We start from the raw sequence: 26383 nt of genomic DNA, 5'->3' as shown, positions 1-26383 counted from the left end.
CAGAACGCGCTGCCCCTATACTGCAGACGTTTTGAAACAAATGCAATTTTTCGAGAGGTCTGGCATGCGGCGGTTGATGGGCATCGTGGTCTTGGCGGCGCTGGCGGGCGCGGGTTCGGCGGGAGCGCAGACGGTCTATGCCCAGCTCGGCACCACCGGTGCCACCCTGGGGTATGCGCAGCATTTCGAACGCTTCAACCTGCGCGCCGACCTGAATTTTTTGAGCTATGGCCGCAACCTGCACACGCGCAACATCGACTATGACGGCAAGCTCAAGCTGGGCTCGATCGGGCTGTTCGGCGACTATTTCCTGGCCGGGCAGTTTCGCCTGACCGGCGGGGTTTTCCTCGGGCGCGACAAGATCGTGGTGGATGCCAAGGCCGAATCCATCCTGCCGGGCGAATGGGTGCGCGGCGACATCCACACGCGCAACCTGCGCCCTTATCTGGGCATAGGCTGGGGATATTCGCCCAAGGCCAGCGGCCTGTCCTTTGCGGCCGACCTGGGCGCGAGCTACGGTGCGGTGCGCACCAGCCTGCAGGCCTCTCCCGGCATGGGCTGGACCCAGGGGCGGCTGGACCAGGAACGCCAGGCGCTGGACGACAAGGCCAGCAAGTACAAGTGGTTCCCCGTGGTGCGCGTCGGTCTGGCCTACCGTTTCTGAGCCGCCCCGCGCCCCAGCTCTGCGCCGCCGCGGCCCTGGGCCGCCGCGGCGTTCTCGTCTCTCACTCGGGCTTTTTCATCGGACAGGTGCGTATGCCCAGCAGACCATAGGCCGGGCAGAAGCGAAACAGGCCGGTGGCCAGCGGCAGTACGCCAAGATAGCCCCACCAGCCCACGACGCCGGTGGCGGCCAGGGCGATCAGCACGATGCCCACGAGGATGCGCAGGACGCGGTCGATGCCGCCGACATTGTTCAACATGGTTCTTCCTTTCGGTTCAGCAGCCGGGCTGGATGCCCAGCTTCTTGAGCATGTTGGCCATCAGGCACCACTGCGTGAAGGCGCTCTGCAGCAGGTTCAGGCCAACAAATGCGGTGAACGCGAGCCACCACTGGCTCACGAAGACGGGGCTGCCCGGGATGCCCAGGGCGAGCGTAAGCAGAATGAAAAATCCGGCAACGGCGCGGGTGACTCTCCAAGTGGTCATGGTGTGCTCCTTCAACAAAAAACGCAATGGACAACGGGAATGTGGTCTTGAGCGGGCCGCTCAGCGATAGCGCTTGAGGTAGCGCCGCTCGAAATGCGCCTTGGCCCAGTGCAGCGGACGCAGCCAGGGCAGCGCGATGGTGCGCGCATCGGTGCGCCAGACGAGCTTGCCTTGCTCGAGCGTGTCGATGATGCACAGCAGCTCGGTCTTGAAGCCCGCGGTTTCGGGGCGGCCGGCCAGCGCGTCGATCAGGTTTTGCGCGGCTGCCCTCGCCTGCAGGTCGGCCATGTGCGCCTGCTTGGGCGCCCAGTCGGGGCCGGGAAAGCTGCCGGCATCGCCCACGACGTAAGTCCTGGGCCAGCCGCGCACGCGGCATTGGGCATCGGCCGCGACCAGGCCGCCGGGCGAGCGCGGCAGGGCGGTCGCGTCCAGCCAGGCGTTGCCCGTCATGCCGCTCATGAAGAGGATGAGGTCGGCGGGGATTTCACCGCCTTCGGTCACCACCTTGTCCTCCTCGAAGCGCAGCGGCTTGTGGCCCAGGTGGGTCTGGATGCCCCGGCGCCGCATCTCGGCAAGAATGCCCTGTACGGCCTGCTCGCCCAGGCGCTTGCCCGGCTCGGCCTTGGGGTGAAAGAAGGTGAGCGTGAATTGCCCGCGCCGGCCCTCGCGGCGCAGCTGCGTGTCGATCGCGAAGAGAAATTCGAACATCGGCCCGCCGCGTACCGCCGCAGGCTCCTTGGGGTTGCCCGAGAAGCCGATGGCGATCGCGCCGCCCGCCATGGCCCCGAGCCGCTCGCGTATCTCTTCGGCCGCGGAAATGCCTTCGCAGGGCGTGATGGCGTGTTCGATGCCGGGCAGCTTCCTGATGAAGCGCCCGCCGGTGGCGATCACCAGGGCGTCGTTGGCAATTCTTTCTGCGCCGCGGATCAGCACCGTGCGGCCGGCGTCCTCCAGCCCCGTCACCTCGGCCTGAACGTGGCGCACCTTCATGCGCTCGAAGAAGGGCGCAAGCGGCACGACCAGGTCTTCGCGTCGGCGCCGGCCGCTCGGTATCCAGATGCTGCCGGGCAGGTAGTGCAGTTCGGCACGCGGCGATATGAGGGTGATGGGGGCGGTGCACAGGCGCGCCCGCAGCTCGCGCACGGTGCTCAGCGCGCCGAAGCCGCTGCCGAGGACGGTGATTCCGGGACTGCTCATAGTGCTCGGCCTCCTTGCCCGCGAGGGCATGGCGCATCATGAACCTGGCAGCCTGACCCTTTCAGGCGCGTCGATTCCGAGGCGTGCCCCGGGGCGTTCATCGGGTTTTCTCCAGCCGCTCTATGCCCAGCGCCTTGAGCACGTGCTTCTCATAAAAGGGCTCGGGCGAGCCGGTCTTCATCTTGTGCATGAAGTATTTTTCGAACGCGATCTTGCCCAGGTGCACCCACCTGCCCTTCTTGAACCAGTTGACGTTGCGCGGCGGGATCTGCGGCAGCGCGACGAAGGCGGCGCCGGTGTCGCCCATGTCGGCCAGGCAGATCGCGTTCCAGGTGGCCTTGGCGGTGGCCTCTTCGGGCCTGCCCGCAAGCTCGGCGGCGATGTTGTGGCAGATGGCCGAGACCATGGTCTCGATCATGTAGCCGGTCTTGGGCGCGCCCGTGGGCACGGGCGTGGCCTCGACCGGCGGGATGGCCACGCACACGCCGGCCGAGAAGATGTTGCGCCACTTCTTGCTGCGCTGGTGCTCGTCGATCAAGACGAAGCCGCGCGGATTGCACAGGCCCTCGACGGCGGCCACCGCGTCCACGCCCTTGAAGGCGGGCAGCATCATGGCGTATTTGAAGGGCAGCTCGTGCTCCTTCTTGGGCTGGCCTGCCTCGTCCACCTCGGTGACGAACATCCTGCCCTGCTCAACCCGGGTGGTTTTGGCGTTGGTGATCCACCTGATGTCGAAGCTGCGCAGCTCGCTTTCCAGCAGCGTCTTGGAGTCGCCCACGCCCGCCAGCCCCATGTGGCCGATGTAGGGCTCGCTGGTGACGAAGGTCAGCGGCACCTTGTGGCGCAGCTTGCGTCTTTGCAGGTCCTTGTTGAAGATGAAGGCAAACTCGTAGGCCGGGCCGAAGCACGAGGCGCCGGGCATGGCGCCGACGATGGCCGGGCCGGGGTCCTGCAGGAAGCGCTGGTACTCGGCCCAGGCCGCTTCGGCGTGGTCCACGGTGCAGATCGACTGCGTGTGCCCGCCCTGGGGGCCGCTGCCCGGCACCTCATCGAAGGCGAGCTTGGGGCCGGTGGTGATCACGAGGTAGTCGTAGGCCAGTCGCTCGCCGTCGGCCAGCGTGAGCGAGCTGCCTTCGGCATCGATCTCGTCCACGCGCTGCGCGATGAAGGCGATGTCCTTCTTGGCCAGGCTGGGCGCAATCGGCAGGGTGGTTGCCCGGCGCTCGCGCCAGCCCACCGCCACCCAGGGGTTGGAAGGCACGAACTGGAAGTAGTCGACCGCGTTGACCACGGTGATGCGGTGCGTCCTGTCGAGCAGCGCGCGCAGTTCATAGGCGGCCGGCATGCCGCCGGTGCCTGCGCCAAGAATCACGATGTGGGCCATGTCTGTCTCCTGCTGGGGTGGTGGGGTGGGGCGTTGTTCTGGCGGCGCTTCAGGGTGTGGATGGGTTTGTGCCCTGCCCCGGGGGGGTGCTGGCGTCCTGCAGCGCGGCCTCGTCAAGCTGCCCGGCGCGCTCGGCCAGTTGCAGGCGCGCGAGCACGCCGCCCGCGCGCGCCTGCGCCAGCTGCAGTTGCGTGGCGGCCACGTCGTTGCGCGCGCGCAGCACGTCCAGCAGCGTGCGCTCGCCCAGCTCGTAGCCGGTGTGGGTGGCGTCCTCGCGCAGGCGGCTGGCGCCGAGGGCGGCTTGCAGGGCCATGCCCTGTTCGACGCTGGTGTGCATGGCCAGCCATGCCGCTTCGATCTCGCGGGCCAGTTGTTCGCGCAGTGCGTCCTCCTGCGCCTGGGCGGCGGCCAGGCGCGCGGCGGCTTCCTGCGCGCGGCCCGAGCGCATGCCGCCGGTGGAGAGCGGCAGCGTGAGCTGTACGCCGACCATCGCATTCAGGCCGGTGTTGCGCGCCGCGCCGAAGTCGCCATGGCCACCCAGGCGCTCGTGCGCGGCCTGGGCGATCAGGTCCACGCTGGCGCGGCTGCCCGCCGCGTACTTGTCGAGCTCGGCCTGGGCCAGCCGGGTCTGCAGCCGCTGCTCGCGCAGCTGCAGGCTCGCGCCTTCGGCCAGCTGCTGCCACAGCGCCAGCGCACGCGGCTCGGGGCGGGCGGCGGCGGGCAGTTGCACCGTGAGGCGCCCGGGCGGCAGGCCGGTGGCATCGGCCAGCGTGCGCATGCGCGTGGTGATGTCGGCCTGGGCGCTGGCCAGTTGCGCCTTGAGCCGGGCCAGCTCGGCGGCGGCTTCGTGTACGGCGGTAATCGGCGCGGCCCCGAGGTCGAAGCGGTCTTGCGCTTGCCTGGCGGCGCTGTCCACGGCCTGCATCTGGCCTTGCAGCACGCGCAGCTTTTCCTGCGCGAGCGCCAGGCTCAGGTAGCTGCTGGCGGTGCGCAGCATGGCGCTCTGGCGCTCGGCCTGCAGTGCCAGTTCGGTCTGCTCGGCCTGCAGCTCAAGCTGCTGCTGCTGGGCACGCCGCACCGGGTTGTACAGCGGCTGGCTGGCCTGCAGCGCCACGCGCGTGGCCGCGCCGCCGTGGACGGAGGTGGCGAAGTCCGCGCCCTCCACGGTGCCCATGCCGGGCGCGGAGAACTGCGCGCCGTGCATGCGGGTGTCGCTGGCGCCCAGGCCGGCGGAGGCGGTCAGCGCCACCTGCGGACGCCACAGCGCCCGCGCTTGCTGGCGTTGGGGCTCGGCCACGCCGGCGGCGGCGCGGGCGGCGGCCAGCGGGCGGTCGTGCGCTTCGGCGGCCTGCCAGGCTTCGGCAAGGGTCAGCGCCGGGGCCCTGGGGGCCAGCAGCAGGGCAGCGGCAAGCACAAGCCAGAGTTTCAAGCCAAATCGGCCTCCAGACATTGCTGGGCAAGCGCTGACAGCTATGGTTTGTGTGGTCATGCGGCTTCTCCCTGGCCACGCACCACGTCCAGGTGCTTGCGGTAGGCCACGTAATAGAGCAGGGGGATGACGACCAGCGTCAGCACCGTGGAGACGGCGATGCCGAAGATCAGCGAGATCGCCAGGCCGTTGAAGATCGGATCGCTCAGGATGAAGAAGGCGCCCAGCATGGCCGCCACGCCGGTCAGCAGGATCGGCTGCGCGCGCGTGATGGCGGACTGCACGATGGCCTGCCTGAATTCCATCCCGGCCTGCACCTGCAGCCGGATGAAGTCCACCAGCAGGATGGAATTGCGCACGATGATGCCCGCCAGCGCGATCATGCCGATCATGCTGGTGGCGGTGTATTGCGCGCCCAGCAGCGCGTGCCCCGGCATCACGCCGATGAGGGTCAGCGGGATCGGCGCCATGATGATCAGCGGCGTGAGGTAGGAGCCGAAGTGCGCGACGACCAGCAGGTAGATCAGCACCAGCCCCACCGCATAGGCGGCGCCCATGTCGCGAAAGGTCTCCCAGGTGATCTGCCACTCGCCATCCCACTTCAGGCTGTAGCCGCGCCAGGGGTCTTCGGGGGGGGCAAAGAAGTGCTCCTGCAGCTGCCCGCCGTCGGGTGCGACGATCTGGGCGATGCGGCTGCGCGCGGCAAACATGCCGTAGAGCGGGCTGTCCACCCGGCCGGCCATGTCGGCCACGACCAGATTCACCGGCAGCAAGTCCTTGTGGTAGACGGGCTGCTCGCGCAGGGTGTCGCTCACCGTGACCAGTTCGCCGACCGGCACCAGCGCGCCGCTGGCGGTGCGCACCGGCAGTTGCAGCAGGGTGGCGAGGCTGCCATGCTGCTCGGCAGGCAGCTGCAGCACGACGGGCGTGGCGTATTTGCTCCGGGCATCGTGCAGCCAGGTCGCTGCCTCTCCTGCCAGGCCCGCGTGCAGGGCGGAGACGATGGCGCCTTGCCGCACGCCCATCAGCGCGGCCTTGCGCCGGTCCACCAGCACCAGCTTCCTGGGCGCATCGGCGATCGACGAATCGTCCAGATCGACGATGCCCGCGGTCTCGGCCATCGCCTGGCGCACCGCCTTGGCCACGGTGCGCCGGCCCTCGGCATCCGGCCCGTAGATTTCGGCCACGATGGGCGAGAGCACCGGCGGGCCGGGCGGCACTTCCACCACCTTCACGTTGGCCCCCATGCGCGCGCCGATCTCCTGCAGTGCCGGGCGCACCCGCATGGCTACGGCGTGGCTTTGCTGCACACGTGCGTGCTGGCCCTGCAGGTTCACCTGGATGTCGCCCGCCTGGCCGCCGCTTCTCAGGTCGTACTGGCGCACCAGGCCGTTGAAGTTGATCGGCCCGGCCGTGCCCGCATGGGACTGGAAGTCGGTGACCTCGGGCACGGTGGCAAGGTAGGCCCCCAGCTCGTGCAGCACGGCGGCGGTGTGCTCCGGCGGCGTGCCCGCGGGCAGGTCCACGACGACCTGGAACTCGCTCTTGTTGTCGAACGGCAGCATCTTCAGCTGCACCCAGCCCACGGCGGGCAGCAGCAGCGAGACGGCGATCAGGCCCGCCACGGCCAGACCCAGCAGCGCGCGGTTGCGCGGGCCGCGCCGGTCGTCGAGCAAGGGTGCGAAGAGCCGCTCGAACAGCGGTGCCAGCCTGGCAGCCAACCCCGTGTGCACCTGTGCGGTGGCGCCCGTGTGGCGCTTCATCCAGTGCTGTGCCAGCCATGGCGTGACGGTGAAGGCCACGGCCAGCGAGATCAGCATGCCCATGCTGGCGTTGATCGGGATCGGCGCCATGTAGGGGCCCATCAGGCCGCTGACGAAAGCCATGGGCAAGAGTGCGGCAATGACCGTGAAGGTGGCCAGAATCGTCGGTCCGCCCACCTCATCGACCGCGCCGGGAATGAGCTCGAGCAGGGTTTTCTCGGGGTGCAGCGCCTGGTGGCGGTGGATGTTTTCCACCACCACGATGGCGTCGTCCACCAGGATACCGATGGAAAAGATCAGCGCGAACAGCGACACGCGGTTGAGCGTGAAACCCCAGGCCCAGGAGGCGAACAGCGTGGCCGCCAGCGTCAGGCCCACGGCCACGCCGACGATGAGCGACTCGCGCCGGCCCAGCGCGAAGAACACCAGCGCCACCACCGAGAGCGTGGCGAAGGCCAGCTTCTGGATCAGCTTTTGCGCCTTGTCGTTGGCCGTCGCGCCGTAGTCGCGCGTCTCGGCCACCTGCACCTCGGCGGGGATGACGGTGTTCTTCAGTTGCCGCACGCGCGCCATCACGGCCTGGGCCACGTCGATGGCGTTCTCGCCCGCCTTCTTGGTGACGGCCAGGGTCACGGCCGGATATTCGCTTGCGACGCCGTCGCGCACGATGCTGTGCCAGACATAGTGCATGGCGGGCGGCGGGCCGTCGCGCACGCTGGCCACGTCTTTCAGGAACACCGGTTTGCCGCCGTGGGTGCCCACCACGATGTCGGCCACTTCGTCGGCGCGGGACAGCTGCGGGCCGGCCTCGATGGCCACCGCCTGGTTGCCCGTCAGCAGCTCGCCCAGCGGCAGGCCCTGGTTGGCCGACTGCAGCGCGCCGCGCAGCATGTCTACGGTGATGCCGCTGCCCGCCATGCGCGCGGGGTCCAGCTGCACCAGCACCACACGCCCGGGCCCGCCCAGGGTGGTGACGCTGCGGGTGCCGGGCACGCGCTTGAGCTCCACCTCCACGCTGTGCGCCACGCGCTCCAGGTCGTAGGCGTTGCCGTCGGGCGCTTCGCTGTAGAGGGCAAGGGTGACGATGGGCACGTCGTCTATGCCCTTGGGGCGCACGATGGGCTCCATCGCCCCCAGGCCGCGCGGCAGCCAGTCGGCGTTGCTGCGCAGCACGTCGTGCAGGCGCACCAGCGCCTCGGTGCGCGCCACGCCCACCTTGAACTGCACCGTCAGCACGGCGCTGCCGGGTTGCGAGACGCTCGTCACATGCTCCACGCCCTGCATCTGCGCGAGCACCTGCTCGGCGGGCGTGGCGATCAGCGCCTCGACCTCGGCGACCTGCGCGCCGGGGAAGGGCACGATCACGTTGGCCATGGTCACGTCGATCTGCGGCTCTTCCTCGCGCGGCGTGACCAGCACCGCGAAGATGCCCAGCAGCAGCGCCACCAGCGCCAGCAGCGGGGTGATCTGCGCGTTCTGGAAAGCCTGCGCGACGCGGCCGGACAGGCCCGGGGCGTGCTTGGCGTTCGTGCCCATCTCAGCGCTCCCGAGCCGCCGCCTGGGGGTCGGTGGCCACCTGCTCACCGGCGCTCAGGCCGCTGAGGACTTCGATCTGCTCGCCCGCCGCCGGGCCCAGCCGCACCTGGCGCAGCCGTGGCTTGCCGTCGCCAGCGCGCACGTAGACGCCGCTCATCTCGGCGCGGCGCACCACGCTGGCGGCAGGCACGAAAAGGCGCGTCGGGTTGCCCGCCGCGCCCGCGCCCTCGAACCACAGCCGTGCGAACGCACCCGGAACCGCGCCAGCCAGACCGGCGGGCAGCAGCACGCGCACCGTGCTCGTGTGGCTTTGGGCGTCGGCCGTGGGCAGGACTTGCACCTGCGCCATGGCGATGGTGGTGGGTGGTGTGCCCGCACCGGGCAGCTCCACCATCACCTGCGGGGCGCCGCGCAGCCGGGCGGTCTGCGCCTGGCTGAGCGCTGCGGTGATGCGCAAGGCACCGGGGTCGACCAGCGTGAGCAGCGGCTTGCCCGGCAGCGCCATGTCGCCCAGCGTCACCGGCACGCTGGCCACCACGCCGTCGAACGGCGCGCGCAGCACGTGCAGGCCGGTTTGCGTGCCCGCCACCGCCGCCTGCGCCTGCAGCGCCTTCACCTGCGCCTGGCTGGCCTGCCACCGGGCGCGCGCCTGCTCCAGCGCGGCCTGGCTGATGTAGTGCCTGGCAAAAAGCTGCTGCTGGCGCTCGTAGTCCCTGGCCGCCACGCTGGCCTGGGCCTGCGCGGCGACCACCTGCGCGCTGCTGGCCGCCGCGCCCTGGCTGGCCATGCGCGCGTCGATGCGCAGCAGCTCCTGCCCGGCCTTGACGGAGGCGCCCGCATGCACCTGCAGCGCGGTGATGCTGCCCGCCACCTGCGCGGCGAGGACGGCCTCGCGCACCGCCTCGACCCTGGCGTCGCTGCTTTGCAGGGGCGCGGCGGTGCTGGTCTGCACGGGCGTCCAGCCCAGCGCCGCGGCATCGGCGGCAGGGCTGGCGGGGGCCAGGGCCAGGGCGGCGGCAAGAAGGGCGATACGCTCGAGGCGGAGAAACATGTCCATGGCTTCAGTTCGGTTCGTAATTGATTATTTACGCATTCACTCAATTAGTCAACGAAAGTATAATGCAGCCATGGAGATTGCGTCATGAAGCACATGCCCGCCGAGGTCATCGATCAGGTGGCCGCCTACTTTCAGGTGCTGGCCGAGCCCACGCGGCTGCGCCTGCTCAACCTGCTGCGCGAGCGTGAATACAACGTCGGCGAGCTGGCGCAGGCCTGCGGCTACACCTCGGCCAACGTCTCGCGCCACCTCTCGCTCATGACCAAGCACGGCATCGTCGCGCGCGAGGAACGCGGCACCAGCGTCTATTTCCGCATTGCCGACGAACGCGTGGACGAGCTGTGCGAACTGGTCTGCGGCAGCATCGCCAGTCGCATGCAGGCGGCCAGCGCGGTGCACGACGCGTTCAAGGCCCTGATCTAGCCGCACGCCGCCGCGCTGGCCTGCCGCCGCGGCCGCGCAGAGACGCGGCGCACACCACGGCGTTCGCCGTGCCTTAGAATCTGCGGTCTTGCGCGGGTGTAGTTCAATGGTAGAACGGCAGCTTCCCAAGCTTCATACGAGGGTTCGATTCCCTTCACCCGCTCCACCGAACAAGGCGCTTTTCACGGGCGCCTTTTTCATTGGTGCCATTCGCTATCGATTGATGAGCTGCTCGCGCATGCAGCACGGGCGCCAGAGGCATAAATCGCAATGAAATCGCAGAACCCGCCGACCAGCGTCGCAGACATACGCCAGAGCTTTCTGGACTTCTTCGCTGCGCGCGGCCACACCGTCGTGCCCTCCAGCCCTCTGGTGCCGGGCAACGACCCGACGCTGATGTTCACCAACAGCGGCATGGTGCAGTTCAAGGACGTGTTCCTGGGCACCGACCAGCGCCCCTACACGCGCGCCACCAGCGTGCAGGCCTGCCTTCGCGCCGGCGGCAAGCACAACGACCTGGAGAACGTTGGCTACACCGCGCGCCACCACACCTTCTTCGAGATGCTGGGCAACTGGAGCTTCGGCGACTACTTCAAGCGCGAGAGCATCGAATGGGGCTGGGAGCTGCTCACCCAGGTCTATGGCCTGCCGGCCGAAAAACTGCTGGCCACGGTCTATTACGAGGACGACGAGGCCTACGACATCTGGACCCAGGTCATCGGCCTGCCGCCCGAGCGCGTGATCCGCATCGGCGACAACAAGGGCGGCAAGTACAAGAGCGACAACTTCTGGATGATGGCCGACACGGGGCCCTGCGGCCCGTGCTCGGAAATCTTCTACGACCACGGCGCGCACATCCCGGGCGGCCCGCCCGGCAGCCCCGATGAGGACGGCGATCGCTTCATCGAGATCTGGAACCACGTGTTCATGCAGTTCGACATGGCGGCGGACGGCTCGGTCACGCCGCTGCCCGCGCCCTGCGTGGACACCGGCATGGGCCTGGAGCGGCTGGCGGCCATCCTGCAGCACGTGCACAGCAACTACGAGATCGACCTGTTCCAGGCATTGATTGGCGCCGCCGCGCGCGAGACCGGCTGCGCCGACCTGGCCAACCCGTCGCTGAAGGTGATTGCCGACCACATTCGCGCCACCGCTTTCCTGGTCAGCGACGGCGTGATTCCGGGCAACGAAGGCCGCGGCTACGTGCAGCGGCGCATCATCCGCCGCGCCATCCGCCATGGCTACAAGCTGGGGCAGAAGACGCCGTTCTTCCACAAGCTGGTGGCCGACCTGGTGGCGCAGATGGGCGAAGCCTACCCGCGCCTTGCCGAGCAGCAGGCGCACATCACCGGCGTGCTCAAGACCGAGGAAGAGCGCTTCTTCGAGACGCTGGCGCACGGCATGGAAATCCTCGACGCGGCGCTGGCCGGCGGCGAGACGACCCTGCCCGGCGAGGTGGCCTTCAAGCTGCACGACACCTACGGCTTTCCGCTGGATTTGACCAACGACGTCTGCCGCGAGCGCGGTGTGGCGGTGGACGAAGCCGGGTTCGATGCCGCCATGCAGCACCAGAAGGAGCAGGCGCGCGCAGCGGGCAAGTTCAAGATGGACAAACTGCTGGACTACCACGGCGATGCCAATACCTTCACCGGCTACGAGCATCTGGCGGAAGACGCAAAAATCGTAGCTATCTACGAAGGTGGGGAAAGCGTCAGCGAGCTGAAAGAGGGTGAAAACGGCGTGCTGGTACTGGACGTGACACCGTTCTATGCCGAATCCGGCGGCCAGGTGGGCGACGCGGGCGTCATCGGTGCGGGCGGCGCGCGCTTTGCGGTGCACGACACGCAAAAAATCAAGGCCGGTGTCTTCGGCCACCATGGCGAGCTCGCTTCGGGCAGCCTCAAGGTGGGCGACGCGGTGCAGGCACGGGTCGATGCCGATCGCCGCGCCGCCACCATGCGCAACCACTCGGTCACCCACCTGATGCACAAGGCGCTGCGCGAGGTGCTGGGCGCGCACGTGCAGCAAAAGGGCTCGCTCGTCGATGCCGACAAGACCCGCTTCGACTTCGCGCACAACCAGCCGGTGACGGCGGCGCAGATCAAGGAGGTCGAGCGCCGCGTGAATGCCGAGGTGCTGGCCAACACCGCGACCCAGGCGCGCGTGATGGACATCGAAGCGGCCAAGGCCACGGGCGCGATGATGCTGTTTGGCGAGAAGTACGGCGAGAGCGTGCGCGTGCTGGACATCGGCAGCAGCCGCGAGTTCTGCGGCGGCACGCACGTCGCGCGCACCGGCGACATCGGCTTGTTCAAGATCGTCATGGAGGGCGGCGTGGCCGCCGGCATACGCCGGGTGGAGGCGATCACGGGTGCGAATGCGCTGGCCTATCTGCAAGGGCTGGAGACCACGGTGCGCGACGCCGCCGCTGCGCTCAAGGCCCCGACGGAAGAGCTCAGGCAGCGCATTGCCGCCACGCTGGAGCACGCCAGGGGGCTGGAGAAGGAGCTCGCCCAGCTCAAGGGCAAGCTCGCCGCGAGCCAGGGCGATGAGCTTGTCGCGCAGGCGGTTGAAGTCAAGGGTCTGAAGGTGCTGGCCGCGGTGTTGCCGGGGGCCGACGCCAAGGCCTTGCGCGAGACCATGGACAAGCTCAAGGACAAGCTCGGGGCCGCAGCCATCGTGCTTGCCGCGGTCGATGGCGACAAGCTGCAGATTGCCGCCGGCGTGACCAAGGCCGAAACCGCCAAGCTCAAGGCGGGTGATCTGGTCAACTTCGTCGCCCGGCAGGTGGGCGGCAAGGGCGGCGGCAAGAGCGACATGGCCATGGCCGGCGGCAGCGACGCCGCCGCGCTGCCGGCGGCGCTGGCCAGCGTCCAGGCCTGGGTGGCAGAGCGCCTCTAGCCATGGCCGAGATCGGCTGGGACGACTTCACCAAGGTCGAGCTGCGCGTGGGCCGCATCGTCGCCGCCGAGGTGTTCAAGGAAGCGCGCAAGCCCGCCTACAAGCTGCAGGTGGACTTTGGCGCCGAGATCGGCGTGAAGAAGTCCAGCGCCCAGATCACCGCGCACTACACGCCCGAGGCGCTGCTCGGGCGCCTGGTGGTGGCGGTGGTGAACTTCCCGCCCAAGCAGATCGGGCCGATGCGCTCCGAATGCCTGGTGACGGGCTTTCACGACGCGGCCGGCCAGGTGCTGCTGTGCGTGCCCGATGGCGATGTGCCGCTGGGCACGCGCCTGCTCTGAGCACCGCGCCGCTGCAAACTGCCTGAACATGGTGCGAATTGCTCTTTGTTTGATAGCTGCTGGCGCGCTTGCCGCCTGCGCCAGCGGCCAAAAACATCCAGATACTGCGGTGGTGCGGCCCGTCGCCGCGCCGGCTGCCTGCCCCGATCTGCTGCGCTGGGGCGCGCCCGAGCTCTACGGCCGCTGGCAGCTGCAACTGCCCGATCTGGGCCAGCAGGGCACGCTGGTGTTGCGCCGCCATCCCGAATTCGGCGCCAGCCTGCGCGGCGAGTTCGAGATTGCCGGTCTGCGCTCCATCGCTTCGGGCGATCTCGAAGAGGGCGAATTCAACCTGGACGAGTCGCGCGACGGCAAGAGCCTGTTCGCCTTCTGGAGCGGGCGCCTCGTGCCCGAAGCCTGCGGGCGCGAGATCCGCGGGCAGATGCAGCAGCTCGACCGCCCGGGCAGGCCGGGGCGCGAAAGCCGCTTCGTGCTGCGCCGCCAGGGCGCGGCGCCGGGCTGGTAGGCGCGCACGCCGGACGGCCTACAGGCCCACCGGCAGCGGCCCGTTTTCCTGGATTTCCTCCATCACCACATAGCTGTTGCTTTGCGCCGGCACCGGAATCTGGCGCAGGATGTGGCCCAGCAGCTCGCGGTATTCGCGCATGGCCGACAGACGCACCTTCAGCAGGTAGTCGAAGCTGCCCGAAATCAGGTGGCATTCGAGCACGCGCGGCTCCAGCAGCAGCGCCTGGCGCACCGCTTCGAAGATCTGGGCGGACTTGGCCGACAGCGTCAGCTCCACGAAGACCACCAGGCCGCGCCCCAGCGCCTCGGGGTTGACGCGGGCCTGGTAGCCCTGGATCACGCCGCTGCGCTCCAGGCGCTTGACACGTTCGGTGCAGGGCGATGCGCTCAGGCCTATGCGCTGCGCCAGCTCGGTCATGGGCAGGCGGCCTTCGCGCTGCAAGGCTTCGAGAATTTTCCGGTCGATGCGATCAAGCTCAATCATATTCGCTGCCCTGTTGGCGAGGATTCAGTGATTTTTGCTGAAATCGCGGTGCCTGGCCAGGCATTTCAGTGAGTCTTGCTGCGCCGATTTGCCTAAACTTTCAGCACATCAACGGGTGTGACGCATCTCGGGGGCAAACATGAAAGTTCTGGTTCTTGGCGGCGGCGTGATCGGTGTCAGCACGGCCTACTACCTGGCGCGTGCGGGAGCGGATGTGACGGTGCTCGAGCGCGAAGGCGGCGTGGCGCTGGAAACCAGCTTTGCCAATGCCGGCCAGGTCTCGCCCGGCTACAGCACACCCTGGGCGGCGCCCGGCATTCCGCTGAAGGCGCTCAAGTGGATGTTCCAGAAGCATGCGCCGCTGGCCCTGCGCCTGGACGGCTCGATGTTCCAGCTGCGCTGGATGGCCATGATGCTGCGCAACTGCACCAGCGCGCGCTACGCGGTGAACAAGGAGCGCATGACGCGCATCGCCGAATACAGCCGCGACTGCCTGCGCCAGCTGCGCGAGGACACCGGCATCGCCTACGAGCAGCGCACCCGCGGCACGCTGCAGGTGTTTCGCACGCACAAGCAGCTGGCGGCGGCGCACCGCGACACCGAGGTGCTCGACGAATGCGGCGTGCCCTACCGCATGATGACCAACCCGGCCGACCTCGTCGAATACGAGCCGGCGCTGGCGCATGCCCGGGGGCTGGTCGGCGGCCTGCAGCTGCCCGGTGACGAAACCGGCGACTGCCAGCGCTTTACCGCCGCGCTGGCCGAAAAGGCCCGCGCGCTGGGCGTGAAGTTCCGCTTCGGCGTGCAGATCGCCGAGCTGCAGCAGCGCGGCGGCCAGGTGAGCGGCGTGCGCCTGGCGGGCGAGGCGGCTGAAGTGCTCACCGCCGACCGCTACGTGCTGGCCCTGGGCAGCTATAGCCGCGCCATGGCCGCCGGGCTGGGGCTGGACCTGCCGGTCTATCCGGTCAAGGGCTATTCGCTCACCATCCCGCTGGTGGACGAGAGCCGCGCGCCGGTCTCCACCGTGATGGACGAAACCTACAAGGTGGCCATCACCCGCTTCGACCAGCGCATCCGCGTCGGCGGCATGGCCGAGCTCGGCGGCTTCGACCTGCGCCTGAACCCGCGGCGTCGCGCCACGCTGGAGATGGTGACCAACGGGCTGTTTGCCGGTGGCGGCGACGTGCCGGCGGCCACCTTCTGGACCGGCCTGCGCCCGATGACGCCGGACGGCACGCCCATCGTCGGCGCCACGCACCTGTCCAACCTGCTGCTGAACACCGGCCACGGCACGCTGGGCTGGACCATGGCGGCGGGCTCGGGCAAGCTGGTGGCCGACCTCACGCTGGGCCACAGGCCCGACATCTCCACCTCGGGCCTGGGCGTGGATCGCTACGGCAAGGAGAGCGGCCAGCGCAGGTCCGGCGTGGGCCACAAGCCTGTCCACGCCTGATTCCGCGGCTAGATCCCGAGCAGCTCGGCCGCCTGCGTCGCGGCCATCCATTCCTCGTTGGTCTTTTCCACGCCGACGATCACGCGGCTTGCCTTGCTTGAGATGACGCCTGCGTGCGCCGCATTGGCGGCCGCGTCCAGCTCCACGCCCAGCCACGCCAGAGGCGCGCAGATGCGTGCGCGCAGCAGCGCGTGGTGCTCACCTATGCCGGCCGTGAAGACCAGCATGTCCAGGCCGCCGAGCACTGCGGTGAGTGCGCCGATTTCGCGCACGATGCGGTGTACGTAAAGCGCAAGCGCCACGCGCACGCGCTCGTTCGTCGCTTCCAGCGGCAGCAGCTCGCGCGGATCGGGCGACACGCCGGAGACGCCCAGCAGCCCGCTGTCGTGGTAGAGCATCCGCGCCACCGCCTCGGTGCCCAGGCCCTGCTCCTGCATCAGATAGATCACCGCGCCGGGGTCGATCGCGCCGCAGCGCGTGCCCATCATCAGGCCGTCGAGCGCGGAAAAACCCATGGTGGTGGCCACGCTTTTGAGGTCGCGCATGGCGCACAGGCTGGCGCCGCTGCCCAGGTGTGCGACGATGGTGCGCCCGCGCGCGGCCTCGCCGTGGCGCTGCGGCAGCGCGTGGGTCATGTAGTCGTAGGACAGGCCGTGAAAACCGTAGCGGCGCACGCCCGCCTCCCAGGCCGACCAGGGCAGGGCGAACATCTGCTCCACCTGCGCCGTGCTCTGGTGGAAGGCGGTGTCAAAGCAGGCCACCTGCGCCACCTTGGGGTGCTGCGCCAGGATCAGGCTCATGGCCTTGAGCGGGAAGGGCTGATGCAGCGGCGCCAGCGGAATCAGCGCGCGCAGCGCGTCGATGAGCGCCGGGCTCACGCACGTGGGCGCAAAGTGGTGCTGGCCGCCATGCACCACGCGGTGCACCACGGCTGCGAGCCGGCCCTGGCCGGCGATGCGGCGGTGGACGCGCTCCAGGATGAGCTCCAGCGCCGTCGTGTTGGGATGCGTGGCGTCCAGCGCCACGGGCTGCGACGGCGCGTCGCTCAGGTCGAGCATGGCCTGCGCCTGCCCTATGCCCTGCACCTTGCCGCCCCAGGCGGGCTGGCGCGGGAGCCTGCCCTGGCCGGCCTGGAACAGCGCGAACTTGATGCTGGAGGAGCCGCAGTTCAGGGCCAGGATCCAGGCGGTGTTCATCGGTATCTCCCTTGGCATGCAGGCCGCTGGTTCAGGGCGGGGCGCTGCGCCAGCGCTCGGCCAGCAGCAGCGCGATGGCGCAGGAGGCCAGGCGCGTGGCGCGCGAGTCGGCCCGGCTGGTGAGCACCACCGGCACGCGCGCGCCCATGACGATGCCCGCGCTCTCTGCACCGCCGAGGAACTCGAGTTGCTTGGCCAGCATGTTGCCGCTCTCCAGGTCGGGCACCACCAGCACGTCGGCCTGCCCGGCCACGCGCGAGGCAATGCCCTTGACCTTCGCGGCTTGCGGCGAGACGGCGTTGTCGAAAGCCAGCGGCCCGTCGAGCACGCCGCCGCTGATCTGCCCGCGATCGGCCATCTTGCACAGCGCGGCCGCATCCAGCGTCGAGGGCATGCGCGGGTTCACCGTCTCCACCGCCGCAAGGATCGCCACCTTGGGCTTGTTCACGCCGATCACCTGCGCCAGCGCGATGGCGTTGCGCACGATGTCGGCCTTGTCGTCGAGCGTGGGCGCAATGTTGATCGCCGCGTCGGTGATGATGAAGGGGCGCGGGTAGCTGGCGATCTGCATCACGTAGCAATGCGACAGGCGCCGCTTGGTGCGCAGCCCGGCCTCGCTCGCCAGGATCGCGCTCAGGTATTCGTCGGTGTGCAGGCTGCCTTTCATCAGCGCCTGCACCTCGCCCTTGCCAGCGAGTTGCGCCGCACGCGCCGCGGCCGCGTGGCTGTGCGGCACGTCGATGACTTCGCAGCCGGCCAGGTCCACGCCCGCCTTGCGCGCGGCGGCGCGCAGCTTGGCCCGCGGGGCGACCAGCACCGGGGTGATGAGCCCGGCCTGGCAGGCGTCCATCGCGCCGCTCAGGCTCAGCGGATCGCAGGGGTGCACCACCGCCATGCGCACCGGCGGCTTGCCGCGTACATGGGCGATCAGGCGGGCAATGCCGCTTTGCGGGGCGGCGACTCGTGGAGTGGGCATGGGGCGCGGCTCGTCGTTGCAGGCGAAGCGCGCATGTTATGCCAACCGCGCGCCCGGTCCGATCGCGCCGGGCCGCCGGCGCCTCAGCTGCGAAACAGCTGGTTGAGCTCACGCCCCGATGCCGCACCGGCAAAGCCGTCGAAGCGCCCGTGCCCGGCCAGCTCCTGCGCCGCCCGCATGAAGCCGCCCCAGGCGGCGCGCGCCAGGCCCCCGCCCACGCTCACGCGGCGCACGCCCAGCTCGGCCATGTCGGCCATGGTGAAGTCGCTGGTGCCGCCGATCAGCACGTTCACCGGCTTGGGCGCGCAGGCCGCGACCACGGCGGCGATCTGCTCGCGCGTGTGCAGGGCCGGAGCGTAGAGGCAGTCGGCCCCGGCCTCGGAATAGGCGCGCAGGCGCGCGATGGCGTCGTCGATGTCGGGGCGGCCGGCGAAGAAATTCTCTGCGCGGCCGATCAGCATCACGTCCTGCCCGCTCGCGTCCATGGCTTCGCGCGCCGCGCGGATGCGCTCGGCCCCGAGCGCGATGTCGAAGAGCGGCGCATCGGGGTCGCCGCTGGAGTCTTCGATCGAGATGCCGGCCACGCCGGTATCGATCGCCAGACGCACATGGCGCGCCACCTCCTCGGGCGTGTCGGCAAAGCCCTTTTCGAAGTCGGCATTCACCGGCAGCGCGGTTGCCGCGACCATGTCGCGCAGGTGATCGAGCACGGCGTCGAGCGGCATGCCCCCGTCGAAGCTGCCGCGCGACCAGGCCCAGCCCGAGCTCGTCGTGGCCAGCGCCTTGAAGCCCAGGTGGGCCAGGTAGCGCGCCGAACCCGGGTCCCAGGGGTTGGGCAGGACGAAGCAGCCTGAAGCGTGCAGCTGGCGAAATGCGCTGCGCCGGTGCCGGATTTGCTCGGCGGTGGGGGTGGTCATGGCGGTCTCCTTTGCGCCATTGTGCGGCGCCGGCGCAACCCGTGTGACCATGGGGTAATGACGGGCGCGACTATGCCCGCTCAGCCTTGCGCCGGCCAGGACTCGTCGCCGTAGAGTTGCGCCGCGCGGATGCCGGTGTGCAGGCGCGTGAGCGGCAGCGGCGGGGGCTGCAGCGGCAGGCTCAGGCGTCGGTAGCTCGCTTCGCTGGAGAGCTGCCAGGGTGCGGCGTCGGCATTGTCGAAGGCGAAGAACACCTGCCGTGCGCCAGCCATGACGATGGCGGCCAGACACATCGGGCAGGGGTGGCCGCTGGCGTAGACGTCGCAGTCCTGCAGCTGCGGCTCGCCCAGCGCGCGGGTGGCGGCGCGCAGCGCCTGCATTTCGGCATGGGTGCTGGGGTCGTGCGTGCGGTGGATCTCGTTCACGCCGGTGGCCAGCGTCTGGCCGCCGCGTGCGATCACGGCGCCAAAGGGCTGCCCGCCCTCGCGGCGGTTGCGCCGCGCCAGCTCCACGGCACGGCGCAGCAGGACGACGTCGGTATCGGTGTGCGTGGATGTGTGGTTCATGGCCCGTGTTTAGCAGATGCGTGCACCGGGTTCAAGGCGGGCAATGCCGGCACAATCGGCGCATGCGCAAATGCCTGCTCATGGTCTATCACACGCTCACCGGCGGCACGCTGCAGATGGTGCAGGCCGCATGCGCCGGCGCCGAGGCCGAAGCCGGGGTGCGGGTGCACGTGCTGCAGGCGGCGCAGACCGGCGTGGACGAGGTGCTGGCGGCCGACGGCTATCTGTTTGCCACGCCGGAAAACCTGGCGAGCATGAGCGGCATGATGAAAGACTTTTTCGACCGGACCTACTACGGCGCGCTCGAGCGCATTGCCGGGCGCCCCTATGCGGCCATGGTCTGCGCCGGCAGCGACGGCGCGGGCGCGGCGCGGCAGGTCGCGCGCATTGCCACCGGCTGGCGCCTGAAACCGGTGGCCGAGCCGCTCATCGTCTGCACGCACGCGCAAAGTCCCGAGGCGATTCTGGCGCCCAAGCAGATCGCGCCGCCGGAACGCGCGCGCTGCGCGGCCCTGGGCGAGGCGCTGGCCAGCGGGCTGGCGCTGGGCGTGTTTTGAGCCGCCCGCGCCCGCCCATGCAGACCGATCCTGCTGAGCGCGGGGCCCGGCCATTGCCCGGCGCGCGCCGCTGGCTCGTCGGCCCGATGTCCGCCCAGCGCGCGGCGCTGTACCTGAGCCTGTACCTGCTCGCGGCCGCGAACTGGCCGCTGTGGCTGGAGCTGGCGCGCATTGCCGGCGCGCCGGCGGAGCTCGCGCGCCTGGCGCTCGGCATGGCCGGCCTGAGCATGGCGGCCACGCTGCTGGTGCTCGCGCCGCTGGCCTGGACGCGCGCGGCGCGCTGGCTGTGGGTGGCGGTGCTGCTGGTGGCGGCGCTGGCGCAGTACTACATGCTGGTCTACAAGGTGGCGATGGACCCAGGCATGCTGGCCAACGTGTTGCAGACCGATGTGCGCGAGGCGCGCGACCTGCTCTCCTGGCGCATGCTGGCAGCGCTGGGGCTGGTCATGCTGGTGCCCAGCTGGTGGCTCGCGCGCCTGCGCCTTGCGCCCGCGCCCTGGTGGCGCCAGTGGCTGGGCAACGGCTTGCTGCTGGCGCTGGCGCTGGTGCTGGCCGCGCTCAGCGTGGCCCTGGGTTCACGCGATCTGGCGCCGCTGATGCGCAACCACCCGGCGCTGCGCTATCTGATCAACCCGGCGGCGCCGCTGTTTTCCACCGGCGTGGCCATCCATGAGCGCTGGTTCAGCCGCCCGCGCACCCTGGTGCGCATGACCGAGGGCGCGGGCCTGGGCGCCAGCTACGCGCCGGCGCAGCGGCCGCTGCTCTTCGTGCTGGTGGTGGGCGAGACGGCGCGCGCCGACCACTTTGCGCTCAACGGCTATGCACGCGACACCAACCCCGAGCTGGAGCGCCGCGACGTGCTGAGCTGGCGCCAGGTGTTTGCCTGCGGCACCAGCACCTATGCCTCGCTGCCGTGCATGTTCTCGCCGCTGGGACGCGAGGCCTTCATCGCGCGCACCCAGGACTACGAAAACCTGCTGGACGTGGTCCAGGCCGCGGGCCTGGCGGTGCTGTGGCTGGACAACCAGGGCGGCTGCAAGGGCGTGTGCGAGCGCGTGCCCTTTGCCGACGCGATCGACGGCCTGGATGCGCAGCAGCGCGCACGCCTGTGCCAGGGCGGTGAATGCAGCGATGAAGCCATGCTGGCGGGGCTGGACGCCCGCATCGCCGCGCTGCCCGAGGCGCAGCGTGCGCGCGGCGTGCTGCTGGTGCTGCACCAGATGGGCAGCCATGGTCCCGCCTACTACAAGCGTTCGCGCCCCGAACAAAAGCGCTTTGCGCCCGAATGCCGCACCGAGGTGCTCTCCGACTGCGACCATCAGGCGCTGATCAACACCTACGACAACTCCATCGTCGCGACCGACGCCTTCCTCGCGCGCACCCTCGACTGGCTGCAGGCGCGCGCGGGCGAGCAGGACACCGGCATGCTCTACCTCAGCGACCACGGCGAATCGCTGGGCGAATACGGGCTGTTCCTGCACGGCATGCCCTACGGCATTGCGCCGGATGCGCAAAAGCACGTGCCCATGATCGGCTGGTTCAGCGCCCCTTTGCGCGCGCGTCTGAGCCTGTCCACCGATTGCCTGCGCGCCGGCCTGGACCAGCGCCTGACGCACGACCATCTCTATTCCAGCATGCTCGGGGCGCTGGATCTGCACTCGCCCAGCTACCAGCGTGCGCTCGATGTGCTGGCGCCGTGCCGCAAGCCTTGATGCGCTGGCCTTGCGCCGCAGCGTAAGCGGTGCGCACGCGGCTCCTTCCCCCTCTGGGGGAAGGCGGGATGGGGGCGGCCCGATGCTGATCTATTGGCTGCGCTGCAGCGCGAGCTTGCTGGCCCCCACCCCGGCCCTCCCCCAGAGGGGGAGGGAGTCAGGGCGCACGGGGATGTCAGGTCAAATACGGCCCAAACGCTTGCTGGGCAAGTGCAAGCAGCTATGAATGCAGAAGCACAAGAGAGGCTCAGGCCTTCTTCTCGCGCGGCAGGCGGCCCATCAGGTAGAACTCGGGGTTGGGCAGCATGCTGGCAAAACTTGCCATGCGGTTGGACAGGCCGAAGAAGGCGCTGATCGCGGCGATGTCCCAGATGTCCTCGTCGTCGAAACCGTGCGCATGCAGCTGCTCGAAGTCGGCCTCCTCGATCTCGGCGGAGCGCTGGCTGACCTTGAGCGCGAAGTCCAGCATGGCGCGCTGGCGCGGCGTGATGTCGGCCTTGCGGTAGTTGACCGCCACCTGGTCGCTCACCAGCGGCTGCTTTTCGTAGATGCGCAGCAGCGCGCCGTGCGCCACCACGCAGTACAGGCAGCCGTTGGCGCTGCTCGTGGCGACGACGATCATCTCGCGCTCGCCCTTGCTAAGGCTGCCTTCCTCCTTGAGCATGAGCGCGTCGTGGTAGGCGAAGAAGGCGCGCCATTCGGCCGGGCGGCGCGCGAAGGCGAGGAAGACGTTGGGGATGAAGCCGGCCTTTTCCTGCACTTCGAGGATGCGCGCGCGGACGTCCTCGGGCAGGCTGGCCAGTTCGGGCACGGGGTAGCGTTGTGTCATGGCTGCCTTCGCGGTGTGGCGCCCGCTTGGGGCGGGGTGTAGATGTATTCGCGGTTGAACGGGTATTCGCTCTGCGCGCCGGCCATGGGCCCGCTGTCGGGCAGGCCGTCGGGGCGGGTCATGAGAATCTGGTGCAGCGCCACCCAGCCCTGCTCGAAGCCCAGCGCGCAGCCCGCCAGATACAGGCGGTAGGCGCGCAGCACCTTGTCGCCGCGGTCTTCGCCGTGCTGCGCCACCAGGATCTCCCGCGCGCGCGGCAGCTGCGCCTCCAGCGCGTCCGACCAGGCCCAGAGCGTGCGCGCGTAGTGCGGGCGGATGTTTTCGGTGTCCACCATCTCCAGCCCGGCGCGGGCGATCTCCTGCAGCGCCACGCTCACGTGCAGCAGCTCGCCGCCGGGAAAGATGTAGCGGTCGATGAATTCGCCCAGGCCCGCGCCCAGCCCGGTGTTGTCCACGCCGCCGGCGGTGATGCCATGGTTCATCGCCAGGCCGCCGGGCTTGAGCAGGCGCTGCAGCGTGGAAAAGTAGGTGGGCATCTGCGCGCGGCCCACATGCTCGAACATGCCGATGGAGGAGATCTTGTCGAAGGGCTCGCTCACCTGCAGCTCGCGGTAGTCCTGCAGCAGCACCTGTACGCGCCCGCCAAGGCCGCGCTCTTCTATGCACTTTTGCACATAGGCGTACTGGTTCCTGGACAGCGTGATGCCGGTGCCCTGCACGCCGTAGTGCTCGGCCGCCCACAGCAGCATGCCGCCCCAGCCCGAGCCCACATCCAGGAAGCGCTCGCCCGGCTGCAGGCGCAGCTTGCGGCAGATGTGGTCGAGCTTGGCTTCCTGGGCCTGCGCGAGCGCCATGTCCGGCGTGCGGTAGTAGGCGCAGGAATACACGCGCCAGGGGTCGAGCCAGAGCGCGTAGAAGTCGTCCGAGACGTCGTAGTGGAACTGGATGTTCTCCGCGTCCCTGGCCGTGGTGTGGCGTGCGCGCGAGACGTACCACACCAGGGCCTGGCGCCACCAGGTGGTGTGCTCGTCATGCACCGGGTCGGCCTGCAGCAGCGCCTGGGCCGCGAGCATCAGCTCGCGCACGCTGCCCTCGAACCGCACCCGCCCTTCGACGATCTCCGCGCCCACGGTGCCGATCGCGCCCGTAGCGAGCGCCGCCACCGCGGCGGGGTCGTGCAGCGTCAGGCGCAGCGAAGCATCGGCGGGGCCGATGCGGTCACCGTCTGGCAGCACGATGGCGATGGGAACGGGCGACTTTTCCAGCCTGGCCTCAAGCGAGCCGTAGGGCGGCCTCATGGCGCAGTCCTCCTTAAATGCGAGCACAAAACCGAGGGAGGGTTTGCATGACCCTCGCGCGTTGGCAGCAACTGCAGGGAGTCATGCAAACCCTCCCGAGCATTGCCGCCTTGCCACTCGCAAATATAAAGGCATGCAGGCACTTGCGTGCAAGGCCCGTGCGCCGGCCACCGGGCGGCGCAAACGAAAAAGGGCCGCCAGGCTAAAACCTGGCAGCCCTTGCGCCGGCGCGGGCCGGATCACTTCATCGAGAGAATCCAGTCCACCAGCTGCTTGGCTTCGGCCTGGCTCACGTTCTTGTTGGCGGGCATGGGGATCGGGCCCCACACGCCCTTGCTGCCTTCGAGCACGGCCTTGATGAGCTGCGCCTCGGCGTCCTTCTGGCCGGCGAACTTCTTGGCCACTTCCTTGTAGGCCGGACCCACCACCTTCTTGTCCACCGCATGGCAGGACATGCAGTTCTTGGACTTGGCCAGCGCGGCGGCATCCTGCGCAAAAGCGGGCGCCGATGCGGCGAATGCGACGGTGAGGGCGATCAGGGCGGCTTTCATGGTGTTTCCCTTCAGAAGGTTGGTGGAAATACGGAGTGGATAACGCTATTCTAGTGACCGAAGTTGACTTGACCAGTCCATTTACCCATCTTTGACCCGAGGTGACTTGTGTACACACTGATTCTGGGCGTGCTGCTGGTGCTCCTGAAATACCTGGAGGTCGCCCCGGTGGCCGCCTGGTCGTGGTGGTGGGTGCTGGCGCCTTTTGCGCTCACCTTCGCCTGGTGGGTGTGGGCCGATTCCACGGGTTTCACCAAGCGCAAGGCCATGGAAAAAATGGACCGGCGCAAGCGTGAACGCGTGCAGCGGCAGAAGGAGTCGCTGGGCATGGCGCCCCGGCGCAGGCGCTGAGCGCCCGCGCTGCAGGCCGCTTCAGTCGAACGCGTCCAGCACCGCACCGCGACTGGCGGTGGAAGCGTTGCGCGCAAATTTGGCCAACACGCCGCGCGTGTAGCGCGGCGCGGGGGCCTTCCAGGCGGCGCGCCGGCGCGCGATTTCCTCGTCGGAAACGTTGAGCTGCAGCAACAGTTGGCGCGCATCGATGGTGATCGAATCCCCTTCCTGCACCAGGGCTATCGTGCCGCCCACGGCCGCTTCGGGCGCCACGTGGCCGACCACCATGCCCCAGGTGCCGCCGGAAAAGCGCCCGTCGGTGATCAATCCCACGCTCTCGCCCAGGCCTTCGCCGATCAGCGCGCCGGTGGGCGCGAGCATCTCGGGCATGCCCGGGCCGCCCTTGGGGCCGAGGTAGCGCAGCACCATCACGTCGCCGGCCTGGATCTTGTGATCGAGAATGGCGGCAAGCGCCGACTGCTCGTCGTCGAACACGCGCGCCGGGCCGGTGATGACCGGGTTCTTCAGGCCGGTGATCTTGGCCACGCAGCCCTCGGTGCTGAGGTTGCCCTTGAGGATGGCCAGGTGGCCTTGCTTGTACAGCGGCTGGTCGATCGGGTGGATCACGTCCTGGTCGGCGCGCGGCGCATCGGGCACGTCGGCCAGCGTTTCGGCAATGGTCTTGCCGGTGATGGTCATGCAGTCGCCGTGCAGCAGCCCGGCGTTCAGCAGCATCTTCATCACCTGCGGAATGCCGCCGGCCTTGTGCAGGTCCACGGCCAGGTACTTGCCGCTGGGCTTGAGGTCGCAGAACACCGGTACCTTCTTGCGCATGCGCTCGAAGTCGTCGATGCTCCAGTCCACCCCGGCTGCGTGGGCGATCGCCAGGAAGTGCAGCACCGCATTGGTCGAGCCGCCCACGGCCATGATCACGGCGACGGCGTTCTCGATGGATTTTTTCGTGACGATGTCGCGCGGCTTCAGGTCGCGCTGGATGGCTTCGATCAGCACCCTGGCGGATTCGCGCGCCGAATCGACCTTCTCCTGGTGCGGATTGGCCATGGTGGACGAATAGGGCAGGCTCATGCCCATGGCCTCGAAGGCGCTGCTCATGGTGTTGGCGGTGTACATGCCGCCGCACGAGCCGGTGCCCGGAATCGCGTGCTGCTCGATCTCCTTGAGCTGGCCGTCGCTGATCTTGCCGGCGGCGTTCTCGCCCACGGCCTCGAAGACGCTGACGATGTTCAGGTCGCAGCCGTTCACGCAGCCGGGCAGGATGGTGCCGCCATACACATAGATGCTGGGCACGTTGGCGCGCAGCATGCCCATCATGCCGCCGGGCAAGTTCTTGTCGCAGCCGCCGATGACGACGCAGCCGTCCATCCACTGGCCCTGCACGCAGGTCTCGACGCAGTCGCTGATGACCTCGCGGCTCACGAGCGAATACTTCATGCCTTCGGTGCCCATGGCCATGCCGTCGCTGATGGTCGGCGTGCCGAACACCTGCGCATTGCCTCCGGCCAGCTGGATGCCCTCGATGGCCGCGTCCGCCAGGCGCTGCAGGCCGCTGTTGCACGGCGTGATGGTGCTGTGGCCGTTGGCCACGCCGACCATGGGTTTCTTGAAGTCACCCTCCTTGTAGCCCATGCCGTAGAACATCGAGCGGTTGGGTGCGCGGGCCTTGCCTTCGGTAATATGGGCGGAGCGGTGGTTGATGGCTTTGGGGTCGGTCATGGCGGGGTGTGCTGGCGCGCGGGCCAGGGGTTGCAGGAGAGTGGTTCGAGTGTAGTGCGTGCCGATTTGCCCGGCCGCACTGCAGGAATT

Annotated in this window: 24 protein-coding genes, 1 tRNA gene and 1 pseudogene; 10 read left to right on the top strand and 16 right to left on the bottom strand. The window is 69.0% G+C overall.

The window, feature by feature from the left end; translation table 11 throughout:
• Window positions 1–64: 64 nt before the first annotated feature.
• Window positions 65–664 (top strand): hypothetical protein, encoded by a 600-nt coding sequence (locus FOZ74_RS03390; RefSeq protein ID WP_146911749.1) that lies wholly within the window; start codon window positions 65–67, stop codon window positions 662–664.
• 61 nt (window positions 665–725) lie between these two features.
• On the opposite strand, the gene FOZ74_RS03385 is transcribed toward FOZ74_RS03390, so the two are convergent.
• The 7 genes from FOZ74_RS03385 to FOZ74_RS03355 form a co-directional block, all read right to left on the bottom strand.
• Complete coding sequence (locus FOZ74_RS03385) at window positions 726–923, bottom strand: YgaP family membrane protein (protein ID WP_146911748.1); 198 nt, start codon at window positions 921–923, stop codon at window positions 726–728.
• Between the two features lie 16 nt (window positions 924–939).
• Window positions 940–1149, bottom strand: a complete 210-nt coding sequence (locus FOZ74_RS03380; RefSeq protein WP_146911747.1) for a YgaP family membrane protein — start codon at window positions 1147–1149, stop codon at window positions 940–942.
• Window positions 1150–1209: 60 nt separating this feature from the next.
• Window positions 1210–2346, bottom strand: coding sequence for an NAD(P)/FAD-dependent oxidoreductase (locus FOZ74_RS03375; RefSeq protein WP_146911746.1), 1137 nt, complete (start codon window positions 2344–2346; stop codon window positions 1210–1212).
• 97 nt (window positions 2347–2443) lie between these two features.
• Window positions 2444–3730: an NAD(P)/FAD-dependent oxidoreductase gene (locus tag FOZ74_RS03370; RefSeq protein WP_146911745.1), complete on the bottom strand. Its 1287-nt coding sequence runs from the start codon at window positions 3728–3730 to the stop codon at window positions 2444–2446.
• Between the two features lie 49 nt (window positions 3731–3779).
• Window positions 3780–5159: a TolC family protein gene (locus FOZ74_RS03365; RefSeq protein ID WP_255437760.1), complete on the bottom strand. Its 1380-nt coding sequence runs from the start codon at window positions 5157–5159 to the stop codon at window positions 3780–3782.
• A gap of 56 nt (window positions 5160–5215) precedes the next feature.
• Window positions 5216–8458, bottom strand: coding sequence for an efflux RND transporter permease subunit (locus tag FOZ74_RS03360; protein WP_146911744.1), 3243 nt, complete (start codon window positions 8456–8458; stop codon window positions 5216–5218).
• A 1-nt stretch (window position 8459) separates the two neighbouring features.
• Window positions 8460–9515 carry an efflux RND transporter periplasmic adaptor subunit gene (locus tag FOZ74_RS03355; RefSeq protein ID WP_255437758.1) on the bottom strand — a complete coding sequence of 352 codons (1056 nt, stop codon included), beginning with the start codon at window positions 9513–9515 and terminating at the stop codon, window positions 8460–8462.
• Window positions 9516–9599: 84 nt separating this feature from the next.
• On the opposite strand from FOZ74_RS03355, the gene FOZ74_RS03350 reads away from it, so the two are divergent.
• The 5 genes from FOZ74_RS03350 to FOZ74_RS03330 all read left to right on the top strand — a co-directional run bounded on the left by FOZ74_RS03350 (window position 9600) and on the right by FOZ74_RS03330 (window position 13685).
• On the top strand, window positions 9600–9938 hold the full coding sequence (locus FOZ74_RS03350) for an ArsR/SmtB family transcription factor (RefSeq protein WP_146911743.1): 339 nt from the start codon (window positions 9600–9602) through the stop codon (window positions 9936–9938).
• Window positions 9939–10030: 92 nt separating this feature from the next.
• Window positions 10031–10104 (top strand) — tRNA-Gly (locus FOZ74_RS03345).
• A gap of 104 nt (window positions 10105–10208) precedes the next feature.
• Window positions 10209–12839 (top strand): alanine--tRNA ligase, encoded by a 2631-nt coding sequence (gene alaS, locus FOZ74_RS03340; protein ID WP_146911742.1) that lies wholly within the window; start codon window positions 10209–10211, stop codon window positions 12837–12839.
• A 2-nt stretch (window positions 12840–12841) separates the two neighbouring features.
• Entirely contained in the window at window positions 12842–13180 is a 339-nt protein-coding gene (locus FOZ74_RS03335; protein ID WP_146911741.1) for a tRNA-binding protein, read from the top strand.
• A gap of 112 nt (window positions 13181–13292) precedes the next feature.
• Window positions 13293–13685, top strand: a complete 393-nt coding sequence (locus FOZ74_RS03330) for a hypothetical protein (protein ID WP_146911740.1) — start codon at window positions 13293–13295, stop codon at window positions 13683–13685.
• Window positions 13686–13703: 18 nt separating this feature from the next.
• Here FOZ74_RS03330 and FOZ74_RS03325 read toward each other — a convergent pair whose 3' ends face one another.
• Window positions 13704–14171, bottom strand: a complete 468-nt coding sequence (locus FOZ74_RS03325) for a winged helix-turn-helix transcriptional regulator (protein ID WP_146911739.1) — start codon at window positions 14169–14171, stop codon at window positions 13704–13706.
• Window positions 14172–14310: 139 nt separating this feature from the next.
• Between FOZ74_RS03325 and FOZ74_RS03320 the strand changes: the two genes are divergently transcribed.
• Window positions 14311–15624, top strand: coding sequence for a D-amino acid dehydrogenase (locus FOZ74_RS03320; RefSeq protein WP_146911738.1), 1314 nt, complete (start codon window positions 14311–14313; stop codon window positions 15622–15624).
• Window positions 15625–15632: 8 nt separating this feature from the next.
• On the opposite strand, the gene FOZ74_RS03315 is transcribed toward FOZ74_RS03320, so the two are convergent.
• The 4 genes and pseudogenes from FOZ74_RS03315 to FOZ74_RS03300 all read right to left on the bottom strand — a co-directional run bounded on the left by FOZ74_RS03315 (window position 15633) and on the right by FOZ74_RS03300 (window position 19279).
• A complete protein-coding gene (locus FOZ74_RS03315; RefSeq protein ID WP_146911737.1) occupies window positions 15633–16820 on the bottom strand; it encodes an acetate/propionate family kinase in 1188 nt (395 codons plus the stop codon).
• Between the two features lie 31 nt (window positions 16821–16851).
• A pseudogene (locus FOZ74_RS03310) lies at window positions 16852–17763 on the bottom strand (bifunctional enoyl-CoA hydratase/phosphate acetyltransferase); the annotation flags it as partial.
• Window positions 17764–17879: 116 nt separating this feature from the next.
• Window positions 17880–18713, bottom strand: coding sequence for an isocitrate lyase/PEP mutase family protein (locus FOZ74_RS03305; protein WP_146911735.1), 834 nt, complete (start codon window positions 18711–18713; stop codon window positions 17880–17882).
• An 80-nt stretch (window positions 18714–18793) separates the two neighbouring features.
• The gene (locus tag FOZ74_RS03300; RefSeq protein ID WP_146911734.1) at window positions 18794–19279 is read right to left on the bottom strand and encodes a nucleoside deaminase; all 486 of its coding nucleotides are present in this window, start codon (window positions 19277–19279) and stop codon (window positions 18794–18796) included.
• A 62-nt stretch (window positions 19280–19341) separates the two neighbouring features.
• On the opposite strand from FOZ74_RS03300, the gene FOZ74_RS03295 reads away from it, so the two are divergent.
• On the top strand, window positions 19342–19836 hold the full coding sequence (locus FOZ74_RS03295) for a flavodoxin family protein (RefSeq protein WP_146911733.1): 495 nt from the start codon (window positions 19342–19344) through the stop codon (window positions 19834–19836).
• Between the two features lie 17 nt (window positions 19837–19853).
• Window positions 19854–21548: a phosphoethanolamine transferase gene (locus tag FOZ74_RS03290; RefSeq protein WP_146911732.1), complete on the top strand. Its 1695-nt coding sequence runs from the start codon at window positions 19854–19856 to the stop codon at window positions 21546–21548.
• 247 nt (window positions 21549–21795) lie between these two features.
• Here the strand turns inward: FOZ74_RS03290 and FOZ74_RS03285 are convergent, their stop codons facing one another.
• The 3 genes from FOZ74_RS03285 to FOZ74_RS03275 form a co-directional block, all read right to left on the bottom strand.
• Window positions 21796–22377, bottom strand: coding sequence for a peroxidase-related enzyme (locus FOZ74_RS03285; RefSeq protein WP_146911731.1), 582 nt, complete (start codon window positions 22375–22377; stop codon window positions 21796–21798).
• Complete coding sequence (locus FOZ74_RS03280; RefSeq protein WP_146911730.1) at window positions 22374–23675, bottom strand: class I SAM-dependent methyltransferase; 1302 nt, start codon at window positions 23673–23675, stop codon at window positions 22374–22376. The genes FOZ74_RS03285 and FOZ74_RS03280 overlap by 4 nt, the downstream gene beginning before the upstream one ends.
• Window positions 23676–23914: 239 nt before the next feature.
• Window positions 23915–24226: a c-type cytochrome gene (locus FOZ74_RS03275; RefSeq protein WP_146911729.1), complete on the bottom strand. Its 312-nt coding sequence runs from the start codon at window positions 24224–24226 to the stop codon at window positions 23915–23917.
• A 108-nt stretch (window positions 24227–24334) separates the two neighbouring features.
• On the opposite strand from FOZ74_RS03275, the gene FOZ74_RS03270 reads away from it, so the two are divergent.
• On the top strand, window positions 24335–24577 hold the full coding sequence (locus FOZ74_RS03270; protein WP_146911728.1) for a TIGR04438 family Trp-rich protein: 243 nt from the start codon (window positions 24335–24337) through the stop codon (window positions 24575–24577).
• 21 nt (window positions 24578–24598) lie between these two features.
• Here FOZ74_RS03270 and ilvD read toward each other — a convergent pair whose 3' ends face one another.
• Window positions 24599–26293 (bottom strand): dihydroxy-acid dehydratase, encoded by a 1695-nt coding sequence (gene ilvD, locus FOZ74_RS03265; RefSeq protein WP_146911727.1) that lies wholly within the window; start codon window positions 26291–26293, stop codon window positions 24599–24601.
• Window positions 26294–26383: the final 90 nt, after the last annotated feature.

Origin of the sequence: Comamonas flocculans, from assembly GCF_007954405.1 — a bacterium.
GTDB lineage: Bacteria > Pseudomonadota > Gammaproteobacteria > Burkholderiales > Burkholderiaceae_C > Comamonas_C > Comamonas_C flocculans.
This window is presented reverse-complemented; position numbering and strand designations above follow the sequence as displayed.